This is a genomic window from Gilliamella sp. (genome assembly GCF_024104075.1).
GTDB lineage: Bacteria > Pseudomonadota > Gammaproteobacteria > Enterobacterales > Orbaceae > Gilliamella > Gilliamella bombi.
The window spans coordinates 69,547-88,821 of sequence record NZ_JAGGHR010000001.1 but is presented as its reverse complement, the minus strand read 5'-3'; the positions used below and the strand labels follow the sequence as shown (position 1 = coordinate 88,821).

Annotated in this window: 19 protein-coding genes; 1 reads left to right on the top strand and 18 read right to left on the bottom strand. The window is 33.7% G+C overall.

The genetic code is table 11. The features are described from left to right. Positions 1-10: 10 nt before the first annotated feature. The 11 genes from J6569_RS00410 to accD all read right to left on the bottom strand — a co-directional run bounded on the left by J6569_RS00410 (position 11) and on the right by accD (position 11,842). Positions 11-853, bottom strand: coding sequence for a CDP-archaeol synthase (locus tag J6569_RS00410; protein ID WP_065590335.1), 843 nt, complete (start codon positions 851-853; stop codon positions 11-13). Beyond that, the gene (locus J6569_RS00405) at positions 847-1,578 is read right to left on the bottom strand and encodes an isoprenyl transferase (RefSeq protein ID WP_218059337.1); all 732 of its coding nucleotides are present in this window, start codon (positions 1,576-1,578) and stop codon (positions 847-849) included. The genes J6569_RS00410 and J6569_RS00405 overlap by 7 nt, the downstream gene beginning before the upstream one ends. A 52-nt stretch (positions 1,579-1,630) precedes the next feature. Beyond that, complete coding sequence (gene crp, locus J6569_RS00400; RefSeq protein WP_034910269.1) at positions 1,631-2,260, bottom strand: cAMP-activated global transcriptional regulator CRP; 630 nt, start codon at positions 2,258-2,260, stop codon at positions 1,631-1,633. Positions 2,261-2,345: 85 nt separating this feature from the next. Beyond that, positions 2,346-2,552, bottom strand: a complete 207-nt coding sequence (locus J6569_RS00395; protein ID WP_065575078.1) for a YheU family protein — start codon at positions 2,550-2,552, stop codon at positions 2,346-2,348. 143 nt (positions 2,553-2,695) lie between these two features. After that, on the bottom strand, positions 2,696-3,727 hold the full coding sequence (locus J6569_RS00390; protein WP_174798763.1) for a hypothetical protein: 1,032 nt from the start codon (positions 3,725-3,727) through the stop codon (positions 2,696-2,698). A 116-nt stretch (positions 3,728-3,843) separates the two neighbouring features. Next, positions 3,844-6,537 (bottom strand): inverse autotransporter beta domain-containing protein, encoded by a 2,694-nt coding sequence (locus J6569_RS00385; protein WP_174798764.1) that lies wholly within the window; start codon positions 6,535-6,537, stop codon positions 3,844-3,846. Positions 6,538-6,998: 461 nt separating this feature from the next. Continuing rightward, the gene (gene purF / locus J6569_RS00380) at positions 6,999-8,513 is read right to left on the bottom strand and encodes an amidophosphoribosyltransferase (RefSeq protein WP_065590331.1); all 1,515 of its coding nucleotides are present in this window, start codon (positions 8,511-8,513) and stop codon (positions 6,999-7,001) included. An 18-nt stretch (positions 8,514-8,531) separates the two neighbouring features. Further along, on the bottom strand, positions 8,532-9,017 hold the full coding sequence (locus tag J6569_RS00375) for a CvpA family protein (RefSeq protein WP_085165571.1): 486 nt from the start codon (positions 9,015-9,017) through the stop codon (positions 8,532-8,534). Between the two features lie 68 nt (positions 9,018-9,085). Then, complete coding sequence (locus J6569_RS00370) at positions 9,086-9,661, bottom strand: SPOR domain-containing protein (RefSeq protein WP_065590330.1); 576 nt, start codon at positions 9,659-9,661, stop codon at positions 9,086-9,088. 12 nt (positions 9,662-9,673) lie between these two features. Further along, entirely contained in the window at positions 9,674-10,945 is a 1,272-nt protein-coding gene (gene folC / locus J6569_RS00365; RefSeq protein WP_065590329.1) for a bifunctional tetrahydrofolate synthase/dihydrofolate synthase, read from the bottom strand. A gap of 6 nt (positions 10,946-10,951) precedes the next feature. Continuing rightward, positions 10,952-11,842, bottom strand: a complete 891-nt coding sequence (accD, locus tag J6569_RS00360) for an acetyl-CoA carboxylase, carboxyltransferase subunit beta (RefSeq protein WP_296317121.1) — start codon at positions 11,840-11,842, stop codon at positions 10,952-10,954. A 308-nt stretch (positions 11,843-12,150) separates the two neighbouring features. Here accD and tmaR point away from each other — a divergent pair, with 308 nt between their 5' ends. After that, complete coding sequence (tmaR, locus tag J6569_RS00355) at positions 12,151-12,471, top strand: PTS system regulator TmaR (RefSeq protein WP_085165540.1); 321 nt, start codon at positions 12,151-12,153, stop codon at positions 12,469-12,471. A gap of 60 nt (positions 12,472-12,531) precedes the next feature. Here tmaR and yciH read toward each other — a convergent pair whose 3' ends face one another. The 7 genes from yciH to tmk all read right to left on the bottom strand — a co-directional run bounded on the left by yciH (position 12,532) and on the right by tmk (position 19,178). After that, on the bottom strand, positions 12,532-12,852 hold the full coding sequence (yciH, locus tag J6569_RS00350; protein ID WP_296300246.1) for a stress response translation initiation inhibitor YciH: 321 nt from the start codon (positions 12,850-12,852) through the stop codon (positions 12,532-12,534). Positions 12,853-12,862: 10 nt separating this feature from the next. Continuing rightward, the gene (gene pyrF, locus J6569_RS00345) at positions 12,863-13,567 is read right to left on the bottom strand and encodes an orotidine-5'-phosphate decarboxylase (RefSeq protein WP_034910287.1); all 705 of its coding nucleotides are present in this window, start codon (positions 13,565-13,567) and stop codon (positions 12,863-12,865) included. Positions 13,568-13,596: 29 nt separating this feature from the next. Then, complete coding sequence (locus J6569_RS00340) at positions 13,597-14,772, bottom strand: GDSL-type esterase/lipase family protein (RefSeq protein WP_296317119.1); 1,176 nt, start codon at positions 14,770-14,772, stop codon at positions 13,597-13,599. Beyond that, on the bottom strand, positions 14,765-16,063 hold the full coding sequence (locus J6569_RS00335; RefSeq protein ID WP_296317117.1) for a DUF459 domain-containing protein: 1,299 nt from the start codon (positions 16,061-16,063) through the stop codon (positions 14,765-14,767). Before J6569_RS00335 ends, J6569_RS00340 begins: the two co-directional genes overlap by 8 nt. A 16-nt stretch (positions 16,064-16,079) precedes the next feature. Further along, positions 16,080-17,480, bottom strand: coding sequence for an MBOAT family O-acyltransferase (locus tag J6569_RS00330; protein ID WP_065590324.1), 1,401 nt, complete (start codon positions 17,478-17,480; stop codon positions 16,080-16,082). 76 nt (positions 17,481-17,556) lie between these two features. Then, a complete protein-coding gene (holB, locus tag J6569_RS00325) occupies positions 17,557-18,540 on the bottom strand; it encodes a DNA polymerase III subunit delta' (RefSeq protein ID WP_065590323.1) in 984 nt (327 codons plus the stop codon). Then, positions 18,537-19,178, bottom strand: coding sequence for a dTMP kinase (gene tmk, locus J6569_RS00320; protein WP_034910296.1), 642 nt, complete (start codon positions 19,176-19,178; stop codon positions 18,537-18,539). The genes holB and tmk overlap by 4 nt, the downstream gene beginning before the upstream one ends. Between the last annotated feature and the right edge of the window lie 97 nt (positions 19,179-19,275).

Sequence of the window (19,275 nt, the reverse complement as noted above, 5' to 3'; positions counted from 1 at the left end):
CTATTACCTTTTATAATAAGTAAAAAGCTAATGTAGCAAAAACAGGAACGGCAGCAGTTAAGCTATCAATGCGATCTAAAATTCCACCATGACCAGGAATTAAGTGACCACTATCTTTAATATTTGCTTCACGCTTAAACATACTTTCAGTTAAATCACCTAAAACCGAAACTAAAATCGCTAACAAAGAGCTAATAAAAAATGTACTGAAAGTCATGTCAAACATGTTAAGTATGTAAGCAATTAAACTAATTGCAATTGCTACACTAATACCGCCTATGAATCCTTCTATAGTTTTACCCGGGGATACTTTTGCCGCTAATTTTCGTTTACCAAATGATCGCCCAACAAAATAAGCTCCAGTATCTGTCGCCCATACTAGCACAAAGACGTAAAGCAACCAAATTGCACCCGTATAAGAATTAGAATTGTAGTTAATTGCTCTTAATTCGACCATACTAATAAAGAACGGTGCTAGCGTAAAAAAAGCAAATAGTAACTTTATAAAGATTGAATTACACCAATACTTTGTCGTGGTTGGATAGCTACTTACTAAAAACAAAGCAGTTAACCACCATATGATTGATAAAAATAAAATTATACTATATAAATTCATTTTAAATTCAATAGAATCCGGAACCAAATAAAGTATGCCCAATAAAATAACTGTTGAAAAAGAAAAAATTAATTTTAAATATTTTTTTCTAATATGAAGAAACTGAGTCCACTCCCATGCGGCTAATCCACAAACCAGAATAATAGTGAAAGAAAACACGGGTAATGGAACAAAAAAAAGAACTGCTACCACAAGCGGAATAAGCACAATTGCAGCAAGTATGCGATGGATTAACATGAATGCTCCTTATTATGAATACCACCAAAGCGTCGTTCTCTGGCATTAAATGCATTGATTGCTTCATCGAATAAAGATTGATTAAAATCAGGCCATAAGGTATTGGTAAAATAGAGTTCAGAATAAGCAATTTGCCATAACAAAAAATTACTAATTCGATATTCTCCGCCAGTACGAATAACTAAATCCACTTCAGGAAATTCGCTCATACACATTGTTGAGCCAAAACGATCCTCAGTAATATCATCTAAACTGATTTCTCCGTTAGTAACTTGCATAGCAATTTTTTTTGCTGACTGCAAAATATCCCAACGTCCGCCATAGTTAGCTGCAATATTTAGTACTAGTCCAGAATTGTTTTTCGTTAAATTTTGCGCATGAATAATCATATTTTGTAAATGTTCACTAAAGCGAGAAATATCACCAATAATATTCAAACGAACATTATTTTTATTTAAACTTTTTATCTCACGATTTAATGCATAAATAAAAAGGGAAATTAGGGCAGAAACTTCATTGTGTGGACGTTTCCAATTTTCACTACTAAAAGCATATAAAGTAAGGACTTTTATCTTTATTTTTGCCGCATAAGCTACAATTTTTCGAACTGCTTTCAAGCCTGCTCGATGACCAATAACTCGTAACTGATTATGTTGCTGTGCCCAGCGACCATTACCATCCATAATTATAGCCACATGACTAGGAATAGATCTTTCTTGTGTCATGCAATATCTCATATTGTCGCAATCATTATATTAATTATATTATTTTGTCCAATTAACGCGTACCATAAACTACAATTGTTTTACCATGTGCAGAAATCAAATGTTGATCTTCAAGCATTTTTAAAATTCGACCAACTGTTTCACGCGAACAGCCAACAATTTGACCTATTTCTTGACGCGTAATTTTGATTTGCATACCATCAGGGTGTGTCATTGCATCGGGTTGTTTAGCAAGATTTAGAAGTGTTTGTGCTATACGCCCTGCAACATCTAAAAATGCTAAATTACTAACTTTTTCAGATGTTACTTGTAATCGGCTAGCCATTTGACTGGCAAGACGCATTAAAATATCAGGATTAACTTGAACAAGTTGCTTAAATTTTTTGTATGAAATTTCGGCTACTTCACAACTTGTTTTAGCTTTAACCCAAGCGCTTCGCTCTGTGTCTTCTTCAAAAAGACCTAATTCGCCTAAAAACTGATTTTGATTTAAGTAAGACAAAATCATTTCGTTGCCTTCATCATCTTTAATCAATACCGCAACAGAGCCTTTCAAAATATAATAGAGAGTTTCTGCTTTTTCGCCTTGATGTATAAGGGTACTCTTAGCTGGATATTTATGAATATGGCAATGAGATAAAAACCATTCTAACGTTGTATCCGACTGTTGTTTACCAATCATTAATCCTACCTCTCCATTTTATTTACAACACTAACACTATAACAAAGTTACGCACTAAATCATATACAAACAATCATTTTAACTGCTATTTAATTAGTTTAATATCAATTGTTTCATGTAATTGAGACCAAAAAAGTGCTGCCGAACCATTCTCTAATTGAAGTTTAACATCATTAACTTTTTCTTGGAGTGATTTTTCTTGTAAACCGTAGTCAGTGCCTTCACGTAATACAAAATATTCAATTAGGTTATTTAATGTTTGTGGATCAAGATTTTGCCAAGGAATAATCATATTTGATGATAGTAAATTAGATTTCTAGTTATTTTATAACAACATTTAAATAATATAAAGCATCACTAAGTTATGCGTATATTAAATAAAAAACCACTCCAAAGAGTGGTTTTTTACACTTATAAATATAATCAAATTTAAAATTAGTTAGTTGTAACTTTAAGGTGATAACCTTGACCACCAGCATAGTAGTTCGGGTTCGGGGTACCTTTATTGTACATGGTATCACTATTAGTCGTAGCTAAGGTAATAGTATCACCACTTGCTATTTCTTCTGTATTTGCTGACTTGCCTTTATATTCACCATCTAGAGTCCAGACAAAATTATAACCAGTTAATTCAACTGCACCACTATCCATTACACCATTTGTAAGATCGCTATCAATCCACACGATAGCTTGGAATGTCTGACCATATTTAGGTTCAGGAGCTGAACTTAACTTATAGTTAACATCTTTGTTTGGAGTACCATCATCTTTGACTAGGAAAATACCAATTTCAGCATCATCAGTTATAATTGGACCATTACCAATACCTGTATTATCACCACCTGGACCATGGGGATTATTTACCTGATTATCATCAGAAATTGGATTATCTGAATCAGTTGGATTACTTGGAGGGTTTTCTGGGTTATTAGGATCTACTGGAGCAGTATTAGGAGTACCTGTTGCCCAAATATCATTTACTTCTAACCATTTATTGGTATAAGGAATACCAAAGTCAGTTCTTTCTAAAAGTTTAAAACCAATTTTTTCTGCGCCTGCGAAATCACTAGTTATTTTAAAAGATATACGAGCTATTGCATCACTATGGTCTTCAGTCGCCTGAACACTCATAGCCTCCCAACCATTAGTTTTTTTTGCAAAAACTTTTAATGTGTCTTTGATTTTTCCAGTATCATTATCGCCATCTGCATCTTCTAGATTAAATTTAATAACGACATAGTCACCTACTTTAGCTACTCGATTACCGATTGGTGTACTACCATCTTCATTTTGAGATACAACAACAGTCAAAGTATGTTCTGCTTTTGTACCATTTACAGCTTTCAATATTGGTGCATTACCATTAATCACCTTATTAGTAGTTGCATCTAAAGCAAATGCACTGCTTGCTGCATAACCAGCTAAAAATAAGCCTAATGCAACTTTTTTAATTGTAAAATTTTTCATGTTTAACTTCCTATTTTTCTCTATAAATTAACATGTTGTATTTATATAAATACACCATTTTGTTGGTGTTCCCTTCTTGATTATCGACTTACGTCGATAATCTAAACTTTTATCTATTATAAAACGGTCACTTGCAATTTAAATCCTTGATCGCCAGCACACGCAGGGGTAGAAACATGCTGTGATGTTAAATCTAAATTCTCTGGAGCTGTCTCACCAGACGCTGGTATACTTGTGCCAGATGAAGCATAACTATAATTGTTAGCCGTTTTACCTCTTATTATATAGTGAGCATCTCGTCCCAAAGCAACGTTAAACCACGGTCCATTAGGATGATTCCTAGCGTCATTTGGTAATAAAGTCTCATTATTAGGACAAGCACTTGCATTTGAACCTACCAATGACCAAATTACATACGGTTCAACAATTTGGGTACCATTTTCAGATGTAAATGCTTTAACAAGGTATTCATTACCAACACGCCATTCGTTTGGCCCAGCAGGGTCAAATTCAAGTACAGAACCTGAGCTCTTAGCAACTAATGTTCCAGATTTATTCCAAACCTCTATATACCCCGATCTACCACCAGAAAAATCAACAGAGGCTCTATTGAATGACGAACCAAAACCATACTGATCTAACGAAATTGAAAAATCAATCAGTCCTTCAATATTTGAAGCTACATCTATTGCATAACTATCACCAATTACTTCTAAACCAGCCGCAGTTGAAGCACGAGATGATACTTTTTGACCTTTTGCTACTTTTTCAAATGATTTTACAATAACACAAGGTTTCTGCTCTGGACATTCATTTACATTACCTGATGTACCATTGATTAAAGCAATTTTTTCGCCATTACTGGTTGCAGTCCACAATCCGACAAATTCGTTAAATGTTACTGGTATACTATCCATTAGTTCACTATCACTAAAACCATCTACATCTTGAAAAGAGTTGATTGAACCATTATTTACCTTCGGTTTAACGAGAGTTGCTAACACGGTCAAACTACTTGAGCCATTTGCAGGCTGAGTCGCCAACGTTGTTTTGTTACCTGAACTATCTACTGCCCATACACCAATTTTACGCATTGCTGGGTCTGGTAACACTTCAAAACTTACAGCATTAGATGTTGCAGATTTTCCTCGGCTATCAGTGACTGATACTGATAAAGAATATTTGCCATTTGTACTAACTGGGCGACGCTGACCATCTTGATCAACATAACTAGGAGCAACAATTTGCCAATTATTCACATCGGCTGGTGGATTAAGCCATGAAGAAGCGGTACATTCACCTGTAGCAATACATAAAAAACCACCTCCAGCGTCAATTTCAAGCATATCACCAGACCATACTAAACTTGATAAGTTCTTAGCATTGTGAACACTGATATTTAGCGGATAGGCTTGTCCTTCGATTAACTGAGTTTGCTCAAGCCCTAAATCGACCGATATTTTCTTTTCTTTATATTCAAGAACGATATAGTTATTACGATCAACTAAATCATAACGGCTACCTTTTAAAGAACGAGCAGATTGAACCATATCTGGATCTAACTGATCTTTTAACGGTGTACCTATACGATAGTTCATTGTAAGTTCAGCTTTAGTTGCCTTTTTATTGTCTTGACCTCGTTTATGCTCAGCCTTAATAGTGAAAAGTGGAACTGGTGTATAATCAAGACCGACAGTAATTGCTCGCGGGTCTTTTTGTAAATTATCTTTACCAAATAAAGCAACTTTATCACCATAGTATTGTTCATACATCAGTGATCCGCCCAAATGTGGATATTGTGGTAAATATCCTTGGAATCGAACATCAAAGCCTCTTGCTGCTCGTTCTAAATAATCATCAAAATCTTTAGAATCTTTCCAGTCTGATAACGGATGATAATAGTTAGCAGCAAATTTCATATAATCAGTCCAAGCTTCGGCACCAATACCTAAACGATTGTGTGCACGCTGGAAATCATGGTCAAAAAATACGTTATAACCAAGTAACCATTTTTTATCAGCAACATCCCAACGCTGACCAATACCAAAGTTACCTATTCGACGGTTGTGTTCATATTCCTGAAATGATATTTGGCTAAATATTAATGTATCTTCTGTGTCATACCATGGGCTAAATAACTTCAAATTGACATTGTTAAATTCGCCTTTATCACTTAAATCAAATTGTAATTGAGCAGTACCAAAACGACCTAAAAAATCCTGTACAGCATTACGTACTGGATCAACAACTTGGTTTTTAACCCCATTTCGTACATAACTTTCTGCGTAATCTTTACCCTTGTTTTTTAAATGTTGGGATAGACCACCATTGTCTGGCGAAGTTATTTGTTTCCAGTCTTGGCTAGCTAAAGTTTGTAATGTTGAAGCTATTTGAGTTGATAGTGCGTCTTTATCCTTTTTTACATCGTAATTATCATCTGATCCCAATTGAGGTAAATTGGCGTGTTCATCTTTTTTATCATCGTTTAATTTAATTGCAGGTAACAATGGTGAATTCTCAGGCAGAACGATACGCTCACCGATCTCAACAACATCTTTTTTATCAAAACGCCCCGCATTCATTGCACGTAATTCTGAAATAGAGATGCTACTTAAAAGTGCAATTTGATAAAGACTACGTTGCTGATTGTTAAGCATCTCACGAGCTTTCGTACCATCTTTTAACTCAATTATTTTATTACTATCTATAGGACCTTGCGACACTTGAGTTTCAGAAGCAAAAGCAGATTGCCATCCTAATGTAGCTATTACAAATGCAGAGATAATCGTTAAATTAAGATTCTTTCTCATCTTAATATTCCTTATATTTCACCGATAAAGCGCATAATATGAAATCTATTGCCAATATCAATTTCTAATTTTAAATAGCAATATAATTATTTCTTATTAACTTTTACTATTTAGATTTTTACAACTATTTTTTAATTTTTGCAATTCTATTACAAAAATGTCATTTATCAAAATAATTTATTACTTTTTTGTTATGTTTTTTGTTGAGTTTTTTATATATTTTTTATTTATCATTATTATTCAATTTATTAAGTAAAGATTTATTAAGATTTGTAAAGTTTTGTAAATTTAATAGTGGATGTAGATCTAGTTGAGTAGTGAGGAATTGCTATTTCTTTTGATATTAAAGAATTTATTGTAGGTAACTAGCTAAATAAATTATAAAATTATTCTCTAAATAAAAAAAAGACCTAATTGATAATTTTAGGCCTTTATATTGTATTTTATATTTTCACAATTTATTAACCTTCATTATAAATCTCTAGGTTTTCTGATTCTTTAATGTCTGAAGATTTTTTAGTTTCATTTCTTTTCTGTTCTAATAATGATAAATAGCTATCATCAATTCCTTCGGTAACATATTTTCCATCAAAAACAGAACACTCTAAATGATGAATGTTGGAGTTTTGTTCTGTAATTGAATTAATTAAATCAGATAAATCTTGAAATATAACCTTATCAGCACCAATATTTTTTGCTATTTCATCAACTGTTCGGTTATAAGCAATAAGTTCACGGGCAACTGGCATATCTATCCCATAAACATTTGGATGCCTGATTTCTGGCGCAGCAGACGCTAAATAGACTTTTTTAGCTCCAACAGAACGTACCATTTCAAGAATTTCTTTTGAGGTTGTTCCTCGTACAATCGAATCATCAACTAATAAAACATTTTTGCCTTCAAATTCAATACGGTTAGCATTGAGTTTTCGTCTTACAGACAATTTACGTGCGCTTTGCCCTGGCATAATAAAGGTGCGTCCAACATAGCGATTTTTAACAAATCCTTGCCGGTAAGGTTTATTTAAAATACGTGCAATTTCAAGAGCGGCATCACAAGATGTTTCGGGAATAGGGATGACTACATCAATATCAACATCTTTCCATTCTCTTGCTATTTTAGCCCCCAATTTTTGCCCCATTTGAATACGTGATTGATAAACTGAGACACCATTCATTAAAGAATCAGGTCTTGCAAAATAAACATATTCAAAAATACATGGATAATATTGAGGGTTATCCGAACATTGCTGAGAATATAATTGTCCATCTTGAGTAATATAAATTGCCTCACCTGGTTCGACATCACGTATAAACTCAAAATCAAGAATATCTAATGCTACACTTTCAGAGGCAACCATGTACTCAATTTTCTGATTCTCAAGTACCCGTTTACCAATAACTAATGGCCGTATTCCATAAGGATCACGAAAAGCAACAAGACCATGCCCAATAATCATTGCAACACAGGCATATGCGCCTTTAATTATGTTATGAACATTATGTATTGCTGTAAAAATATTGTCGGCAGTTAGTGGATAGGTGGGAAATTTGTCAAGTTCATTAGCAAGAATATTGAGTAGCACCTCTGAGTCGGAATTGGTATTAATATGACGCCTTGCAAGTTCGAACACTTTATTACGCAACTGATCAGTATTGGTTAAATTTCCATTATGAGCAAGCGCAATACCATAAGGTGAATTGACATAAAAAGGTTGCGCTTCGGATGGGCTTGAGCTACCTGCGGTAGGATAACGAATATGTCCTATGCCCAAATTACCTTGCAACCGTTGCATATGATGCTCTTGAAACACATCTTTGACTAAACCATTCGCTTTGCGTAAACGAAATCGATTTTGATTATCGATAGTCACAATACCTGCTGCATCTTGCCCTCGATGTTGCAAAACAGTCAATGCATCATAAATAGATTGATTAACAGAACTATTCCCAACAATACCAACAACACCACACATACTATGGTTACCCCAAATTTATTGTATTAAAAACGAAGAAGACTGTTGTATAAAATCAAAAAACCAGCGAATAATAAAACTAAAATGCGGAATTAGCTGAGATTGAATCCAGTAAGGTGATTGTGATAACGGCGTAAAAGTATCAACTAAAAAAAGAATAGCTGCAACAACTAAAACGCCTCGTAATACACCAAAACAGATACCTAATAAACGATCAGTACCAGATAATCCCGTTTTTTTTAATAATTGTCCAATAACATAAGACACAATCGAACAAACCAATAAGGTAGCAATAAATAAAATAACAATTGCTACAGCAATACGTATAACATCACTATCAAAATAAGTTAAATAATCAGTAATATAAATATAAAATTGGCTGGAAATAAAAAAAGCTAATATCCAGCTAACTAATGATAACGCTTCTCGAACAAAACCTCGAACAACGCTAATTAATGCAGAAAAAGCAATTACACCAATAATCGTAAAATCAGCCCAGTTCATCATAATAACTCACAACTTTTTATTAATAATAATTATTCTTTACAACTTAAAAACAAGTAGCACAACGGTCAATTAGTAATAATAATACCTTCTAATTTTGTTAGGTTATTTAAATTAATAATGACTTGTTCAGCTTGCTCTTTTTTAGCATAAGGGCCAACCTGTAACTTAATTAACTGATTAGGTTCTGGGTTATCAGGTATTGTTCTAACGCTATAATTATTTAATCGTAATAATGCAATTAACTCTTCTATTTTTTGTTTATTTTTTAAAGCCGTAAGTTGGATCATATAAGGTTTAGATTCTTGCTGTGACATTGAAGGTTGAATTATATTTGTTGAATCGTCAGTATCATCAACAATATCAGATGAAGCTGATGAATTTAGATCTTGATCTGAGCCAGATAGGTAAGGAACATCTGATATATTATGGGTAAAATTGTCATCAACATCATCAGATGGTACTACCACTTGATTTTGCTGCGTAACCACTTCAGGTTGCAAAATTGGTGTTGTTGTCGTTCGTAAGTTAGGTTTATCCGTTATAATCCACGGGGCTATTGCTGCAATAATAAGTAGTAATGTAGCAAAACCTACAAGGCAATTTCTTACTCTATTGGGATTATTTTCTTGATTGTCTACCATGACTAATTCCACTTAATGCTCAATTTCAGTTAACACATCCGATACAGTATGAAATGAGCCACATACCACGATGATATCATCTTCTTTAGCATCTTGCATTGCCTTTTGATAGGCTTTAGATACAGTATCAAATGCTGATACATTAAACTCACCTTCATTAAATAAGTGCTGTTTTAATACTTCAGCACTACAACCTCGTTCACCATAAAGTGAAGCACAATACCATCTATCACCTTTTAAGATGGATAAGGTACTTTTAATATCTTTATCCTTAAGCATACCAACAACAAATCTAACTTTGCCTACTTGCAAATATTCTGCTTTTAGTTTTTCTAATTGTTGTGTTAAATAAGCTGCTGCATGTGGGTTATGTGCTACATCAAGAATAACCAATGGCGATGTTTGAATAATTTGAAAACGCCCGATTAAATTTGATTTTGCCAATCCTTTAGTTATTTCATCTTGTGTTATTTTAAGTGATGAATAACTTATAGCTGCAATTGCAGTTGCTGCATTAGCTAAAGGAACATTGGCAATAGGTAAATTTTTATACTGTCTTATTGCCGATTCAAATGACCATAAATCTTTATTAAGTTGTTGGTAACGCCAATCACAATTTACCCTATAAATAGAGCAATTCACAGATTTAGCCACATTTAAAATAGATGCTGGTACATCTGGCTCACCAACAATAGCAATACTTTTAGGTTTAAAAATGCCTGCTTTTTCACGTCCGATACTTTCACGGGTATCACCTAAATAATCAACATGATCAATACCAATAGTTGTAATAACTGCCACATCAGCATCAACGATATTAGTTGCATCAAGTCGCCCACCAAGACCAACTTCTAATATAACTACATCTAATTTTGCTTGTTTAAATTGATAAAGTGCAGCAAGTGTTGCATATTCAAAATAGGTAAGCGATATATCACCTCTGGCTTGTTCTATTTCTACAAAGGCTTTTACGGTTTGTTGTTCACTTGATTCTTGATTATTAATACGTACCCGTTCAGTAAAACGTAATAAATGGGGAGAGCTATAAACACCAACTTTTAAATTCGCTTCAAGTAATATCATTTCAAGCGTTCGACAAGTTGTTCCTTTGCCATTAGTGCCAGCAACGGTAAAAATATAAGGCGCTGGTTGTAATAAATCTAGGCGCTGAGCTACAGCTTTTACTCGTTCTAAACCTAAGTCAATAGTTATAGGATGTAGTTGTTCTAAATAATAAAGCCATGTCTTTAGATCTGACATGGCATTCAGTTGGTTATTTGTCATACTCAATTAAGCTGTCTCGTTAAGAGTAACTTCATTAAACGGATCAGGTAGTTTCATTAATTTTTTTACTAAACTGGCAATTTTAGAACGCATATCTTTGCGATGAATGATCATATCAATTGCCCCTTTTTCAAGTAAAAATTCACTACGTTGAAAACCTTCTGGTAATGTTTCACGAACAGTTTGTTGAATCACTCGAGGACCAGCAAAACCAATTAGTGCTTTAGGTTCAGCAATATTAATGTCACCCAACATTGCCAGACTTGCCGATACACCTCCCATGGTAGGGTCGGTCATTACTGAAATATATGGTAAACCTTCATCTTGCATTTTAGCAAGAATAGCGCTCGTCTTTGCCATTTGCATTAATGAGAATAGCGCCTCTTGCATTCGTGCACCACCACTTGTTGAAAAGCAAATTAAAGGGCATTTATCCTCAATGGCCTGCTCTGCGGCGCGAGTGAATAATGCACCAACAACAGAAGACATTGAACCACCAATGAAAGCAAATTCAAAACAAGCAACAACTACTGGTACGCCAAGCAATGTTCCCTTCATGACAACCATTGCTTCTTTTTCGTGAGTTTCTTTTTGAGCTGCTGTTAATCGATCTTTATATTTTTTAGTATCTTTAAATTTTAAGATATCTTTAGGCATAAGATCTGCACCAATTTCGATATCCGAACCTTCGTCTAAAAAACGATATAAACGCACTCGGGCAGGGATATGCATATGGTGATCACATTTTGGACAGACCTCTAAATTAAGATCGAGTTCAGCTTGATAAATGACTTGATCACAGTTAGTGCATTTTGTCCAAACGCCACCAGGAATATTCGCCTTTTTATGATCTGACGATATATTATTTTTACTAAGAATTTTTTCAATCCAGCTCATTATGATTCTCTCATTCTGGCACTTTTTACAAATTTGAATGTATTGTACAATACTTTGCACTAATTCTTAATAGCTGTTTTTATTTTTATGTTATTTTGCAAATAACCTTATAAAATAAAAAAATATTTTGATAAAGATTTAGAAATAAAATCTGCTTAAAATCGAATTTAAAATAGCTAACACTCAACAGATAACTAATCTACTGAAATATCATTTTGTTTAAAAATATAATTAATATGATCTTAAAAAATTATTGGTATATAATTGGTAGAAGTTTATTTTCCATTTTTTGAAATAAGGGGTTATAGATGGACAAGGAAAAAACAACCGCACCATCGTTTCAAGATGTATTAGAATACATTCGTTTATCACGCCGTTTGAATAAATTAAAACGTGAAATATCAGATAACGAGAAGAAAATTCGTGACAACCAAAAAAGAGTACTGCTACTTGAAAACTTGAGCGAATATATTAAACCAGATATGACTTATGAAGAGCTTCAAGCAATTATTGCGAACATGAAAAGCGATTACGATGATCGTGTTGATGATTACATTATTAAAAATGCTGAAATTTCAAAAGAACGTCGAGAGATCAGTAAAAAAATGCGTAGTTATCGTTCTAATTAAAATCTATTGTGCTGTAATTAGCGTCCATTTTTATTGTGGGCGCTAATTTTATAAACTAAATCAGCCACCTGCTAGCTTTACTTTAAATCCTTTATCTTCTAGCAATGACTTTAATAAATCACGTTTATCACCTTGTATTTCAATAACACCATCTTTAACTGCTCCCCCACAACCACAACGTTTTTTTAATTCTGCTGCTAACTGTAATAATTGAGTATGATCGATATCAAATCCAGTAATAACACAAACACCTTTACCTTTACGGCCTGATGTTTGTCGTTGAATTCGAATAATACCATCCCCCTTAGGGCGTGAGATAAGTGTTTGGGTCGGTTTAATTCGACCTTTATCGGTCGAGTAAACAATTGAATTATCAGACATAATAATATTATTAACTCTTACTTGTATCTAGTGTTGCTAAAATTGTTTGTAAAGCTTTAGCTGGATCTTCTGCTTGGGTAATTGGGCGTCCAATGACTAAATAATCAGAACCTGCAGCTTGAGCTCGCTGAGGCGTCATAATACGCCTTTGGTCATCAGAATTAGTACCCACTGGTCTAATACCTGGTGTCACCAATTTAAAATCACTGCCCAAACGGGTTTTAAAACTTTGTACTTCTTTCGCTGAACATACTACACCATCAAGCCCGCAGTTTTTAGCAAGTATTGCTAATCTGGTTGCTTGCTCTAAAGGTGATACGTTAATACCAATTTCTTGTAGATCTGCTAACTCCATGCTAGTTAATACTGTTACTGCAATCAAAATAGGGGCATCTTTACCATATGAATAAAGCGCATCTTTAGCAGCTGTCATCATGCGTGAACCACCGCTAGCATGAACATTGGTCATCCACACACCAAGGTCAGCAGTTGCAGCAATTGCTTTTGCGACAGTATTTGGAATATCATGGAATTTAAGATCTAAAAAAACATCAAAACCTTTTTTCATAATTTGCTTGATAAAGTCAGGTCCTGCATGTGTAAAAAGCTCTTTACCAATTTTAATGCGACAATCTTTGGGATCTACACGATCAATAAAATTCCATGCCGATTTAACATCTGGAAAATCAACTGCAACAATAATTGGTGATGCCATAACTCATTTATTCCTTCTAATCAAAATTCTTAGCTATTCTTTCTAACAAATTCATTCAAATCAGCATAAAAAATACGAGCGCTTTCTTTATAACCTCGTAAAGTTTGATGCACTAAATCTGGGCGTGCTAACCCCCGTTTTCGCCACTGCTTAATAGAATACTTTCCCCCCATTGCCACTTGCCAATCCCAAAATAATGTTTTTTCAGATTTAGCAACTTGTTTTTGAATATCCATTATCTTTGCAAAAGACTTAGGCATATTTGTTTCATTTGCCATAGTATCAGGGGGTGTCATTATCAAGATCGTAGCATTGGGTAATGTTTTACGAATCAGTCTAATATTATTCACTAAATTTTTTCGATATTGATTAGCATCTAATGCTCCATCAAAACTTTCATTTGTCCCGTATTCTAAAATAATTAAATCACTTTGTGATATAGACAGTTCTTTAAACCAATCTTTCCCCCACTTTTGCCAAATTGTCTGTTTAGCTCCATTAGTGGCAATAGATGAAACAATAACACCTGGTTGTTGATAACGAGTCAACCAAATTCCACCAAGCTCTATATCTTTTTGACCTTTTATAACCAATGGCATTTTAGAAACAACCGAAGCTGTTTGCCAAGTATTTGATTTTGGAGTATTGCTTAAATTAATTTTATGATTATTAGCATCATAAAGCGCTAATGAATTTGTGTTATTTTTAAGTGTTTTAAAGGTTAACTTAACTTGCCAATCTTTATTATTAGAGCCTCTTGGTGTAATTCGGATAGTGGCAAAATCTTTATTTGGTTTAGCAATAAAACCACCCATAGGAAAATCCAAGTTACTTAAAGTTCGGCTACTTAGCACATTCCAATTTTTAGAACACCACGTAACAGCTGCATGGCTTTGTCCTTTTATAGCTACAGGCGTTATCCAGCCAATACCAGCATTACCATACTTTTGTTGCATTAATGTTCTTAACTCACCAGTAAAAAAATCAGCGGCTGAATGCGAATCACCAAATTGAGTAATATTGACCACTTGATCCGTTTTTTTATTATCCTCTAACGATTTTAAACGCATTGCAAATTGTTTAGCATTAGGATCACCAAAATCAACAATAGTAGATACCGTGGTGGTTTTACTTTCAGCTACACTACAACCAACGGTAATTGTTACTGCAATTACGGTTATAATATACTTTAAAGATTTAATCATTAAAGGTATCCTCTAATTCTTTATAAATTATTTGTTCCATAATCGCTTTTGCCAAAATTTTTTGACCAGTTGGTGTAAAATGTACCCCATCATCAACTCTTACTTTAATTTTGGCTTTATCGGTTTCTATGAAATTACTGAACTTTTCGTATGTGCAACCCAATAATTCGTTTGTTGTTAAGAAATGTTGTTGAGTTTTTTCTATTTCAGATTTATATAAATTATTTAGATAAACCATTCCATTATTTAATTTGTGTTTACGCATACAAGGCGCAGCAAGCCAAAGTACTTGAACATCATTTTCTATAGCACTATTTAAAATAGATGCAATACGCAAACGGTAGTGCTCTTCCCATAATTCAGATTTAAATTTAGCGTATTTGGCATAACCTTTAACAGGAAAATCCCAAGGATCATTAGCGCCAAGAAAAATGACCAATAATTTTATTGAAGGATCAGCAATTAAATTATCATTAATTGTTTTTGGCCAATCGAAGGCACTTGGATAAGCAAGTCCTGTACTTTGTTTGCTCAAATCAATACTTTCTATTTTATACTGCTTAAACAACATTTTTTTTACATATGGTGCAACGCCTTGCATTAAAGAGTCACCTGCAAAAAATACCTTATCATTACTTGTTAGAACAATCGGTAGTGGTTCATGGATTGATTCAATATCCTTATGAACTTCATCATTCCTATCTTGAAGTACAGATGCTATTTCTTGCTTATTTTGATTAGTAGTATCAGAATATATCTCTAAATTGTAATCCGCACCAGTATCTTCACTTTTTAGATTTTTGTCTGTAACTACTTCTTCGATTTTTTTATTTTGTTTTATCTCATCAAACTCATCCGTTGCTAACTTGGATGTTTTATTTTCAGTAACGGGTAAAGCAACATCAATCGGTTGAGTAAGTGAAGTTGATGCTTGTGTGATTATATGTTCTTGATCATTTTGCTCATCAATGTAGTTTTTTTCAATATCTTGTGGTGAAATTTCTTGGGATGCAATCGTATTACCATCAAATAAATCAGTATGGTATGCTTGCTGGCAATAAATCAATATAGATTTATAATAAATCGCAATTAATGCAATAGCAGTAACAGACATTATAACTAATATATAACGAGCTGATAAAGGGCTGCCAGTAAAAACGAGAGGTGTGTTTGTTTTTTTGTGAAGATTTTTTTTAATTACACTTTTATTCAGCGATTTATGACGTTGCCGTTTCAAACTAGATTTTGGTTTTTTATTATTTTTTGAGAACGATTTTTTATATATCATCATAATTAAATTAATATAATTAAAAATTAGCGTAAATAAAGTTTGGCATACCTGATGGTGCAATATAAATAACCAACCACAGAATTAAAATAAAAATCAATGGTAAATATAAATGCGGTATTTTGGTTAACTGCATAATAAACCAATCAGTAAAAGTTTTACACATCGGGTAGGCAAAGTAAATGAAACAAATCACTAAAAATGCCCCTGCATGATGTGGTTCTATCAAGAAGTTATGCATTAATGCTGTCATATAATCTACTGAATCAGGTAAACTGTCACTATTAAAAAATAACCATGTGAAACAGACATAATGCCATGTTAATAACCGTGCTATCCATGGTGAACGTGTAGCTATCCAATCTTGCCCAAAATAACGATCGCCAATGTTGAGTGCCACAATACCAATGCCGTGACATGCCCCCCAAATAATAAAATTAATGCCAGCGCCATGCCATAATCCAGATAGTAACATTGCCAACATGACATTGATTTGAGTCCGAATAAAACCTCGACGACTTCCTCCTAAAGGAATATAAATATAATCGCGAATCCAACGAGATAAGCTAATATGCCAACGTGCCCAAAAATCTCTCAAATTTAATGCTAAATAAGGGAAATTAAAGTTAATTGGTAAACGAAATCCTAGCAATAAGGCAATACCTGTAACTAAATCAGTATACCCTGAAAAATTTAAATAAATTTGCATTGCATAAGAATAAAGACCTACTAGTAAATCAATTACACTAAATTCTAACGGGTTAGCAAATATTGGTTTAACCCAATATTCATTGATTAAACCACCTAAACAGTAAACCTTGATTACGGCCAAGATAAGCAACGTAAATGCACGAAATGGCTCTAAAATTTTACGAGGCTGACTGATGCTAATTTGAGGTAAAAATTCTTTAGCTCGGTTAATAGGACCTGCAATAATACTTGGAAAAAAAGACAAAAATAAGGCAAAATCCCAAAAGTTAGCGACGGGTAACTCTTTCTTTTTTACCGAGACTAAATAACTTACCGAATGGAAAGTATAAAATGAGATGCCTATTGGAATTAGTACGGTTATAACAGGTAGTAAAACTGGTAAATTTAATAAATTAAGTAGATCCTGCAACTCATAACGAAAAAAATCAAAATATTTAAACAACGCCAGATTAATTATTGATAAGCATAATCCTAAAATTAACCATCGTTTTGAGTGACGCTCAGATGTAGCAATCAGTACTGAGAACAAATAGATTGCACATGTATAAATAAAAAGGATAAGCGAAAATTGCCAGCTATAACTGCCAACAATAAGATAACTTGCTACTAAAAGTAGAATATTTTGTATTTTGGGTGATAAGTGACATCCCCAATACAAGGCAAAGAAAGCGATAAAGAGTAAACCAAACTCTATAGATAAATAACTCACTGCAATCCTTATTACTTAACAGTATACTTTACTGAAAATTTTTGACTAAACCCTTTATAAAATACTTTACTTTTTGCTAGCTAATCAATTCGGATTGAGCAAGTACATTATAAACAATCAATTCTTTATTCAATCCAGTAACAGTTAATAACTGATTTCTTGCCTGCAACCATAAATTATAGAGCTCAGAAATTTTTTCATTGCTTTTAGTTGCGAGCAGTCGAACCAATGGGACTTGATCACGATTAACAATAAAACGCCCCACTTTTTGCTTCGCTTTAAGCGCATCACTTAATAAAGCACAAAACCAAATAACTCTTTCAATAAATTCTTCATGATCAAAGGTTTTAGCTAGTTGCCAATAATTGTTTTGTGGTACAACTTCTAACAAATGATCACAAAATGCTTTTCGTTGTTGCCACTTTTCAGGTACCAATAGTGCAAGTGCTTTTAGAGGTGCATTTTCGCTCAATAATAATGCTGAAGCAAGCTCATTATCGCTGTATTGCTGATTGCGTTGACTTTTTAACCATTCAATGGATTGTTCCAATTTAGGAATAGGTAAAAAATAAGAAAAACAGCGACTGTGAATTGTTGGAAGCAATTTGCTGTTATGTTCATCACTTAAAATAAAATATGTGTTTTCTGGTGGTTCTTCTAACGTTTTTAACAATGCATTGGCGGCAGCTTCGGTCATTAAAGCTGCGTTTTTTATCCAAATAACTTTATTTCCACCTTGCTGAGATTTTTCGTAAACTTTGTTTGATATTTTACGGATTTGATCAATACCTATTGACTGTTTAGATTGTTCATTGGTTATTACATAATAATCAGGGTGATGGTGAGACAAAAATAATTGGCAACTATGGCAGTTTAAGCACGGCTCCAATTGCTGTGAAGATTGGCATAATAAACGGCTTGCAATCTTTGAAACAAACTCATCTTCACCACTACCTTGGACATAATTAATTAATAAAGCATGATGAGCCCGTTTGTGCATAATTCCAGAAGCTAATTGCTGATACGGCAAAGAAAGCCAAGGATAGTCATTTAAGATCATTCAATATCAACCTGTTTAGTTAACCATGCAGTTAAAATTTGTTCAATTTGCCCATTCACATTGTCGATTGATTTTCCTGCATCAACTGTAATGATGGTTTTATCTTGTTTAGCAAGTTCTAAATAACTTTGACGAGTTCGTTCAAAAAACGGCAATGACTGTTGCTCGATGCGATCGAGTTTACCTCGAGATCTTGCTCGCATTAATCCTATTTGAGGATCAATATCCAAATATAAAGTAAGATCAGGTTTAAAATCACCTAACACTTGTTCTTTCAATGTCATCATAAAAACTTTATCTAACTGGCGCCCACCTCCTTGATAAGCTTGCGTTGATAAGTCATGACGATCACCAATAACCCATCTACCTGCATGAAGTGCTGGTTTAATTACATTATCGATCAGCTGAATACGTGCGGCATATAACATCAATAATTCGGCTTTATCAGTCAAAAGCTCATTATCTAAACCATTTTTAATAATATTGCGTAATGCCTCAGCAATCGCTGTTCCACCTGGCTCTCGAGTAAACTGCAAATCGCCAATATTGTGTCGATTTAAAATACGAGCAACGATATCAATAGCGGTGGTCTTACCTGCCCCTTCAAGCCCTTCGACGACAATAAATTTGCCGGTCATACTAAATTCCTAATCTATTTATAATAAGCTTGTGTTTAATATTGCGCTATTGTACGCTATTTTTACTGATTATTTTAGTTTGAATTATTAATACTTT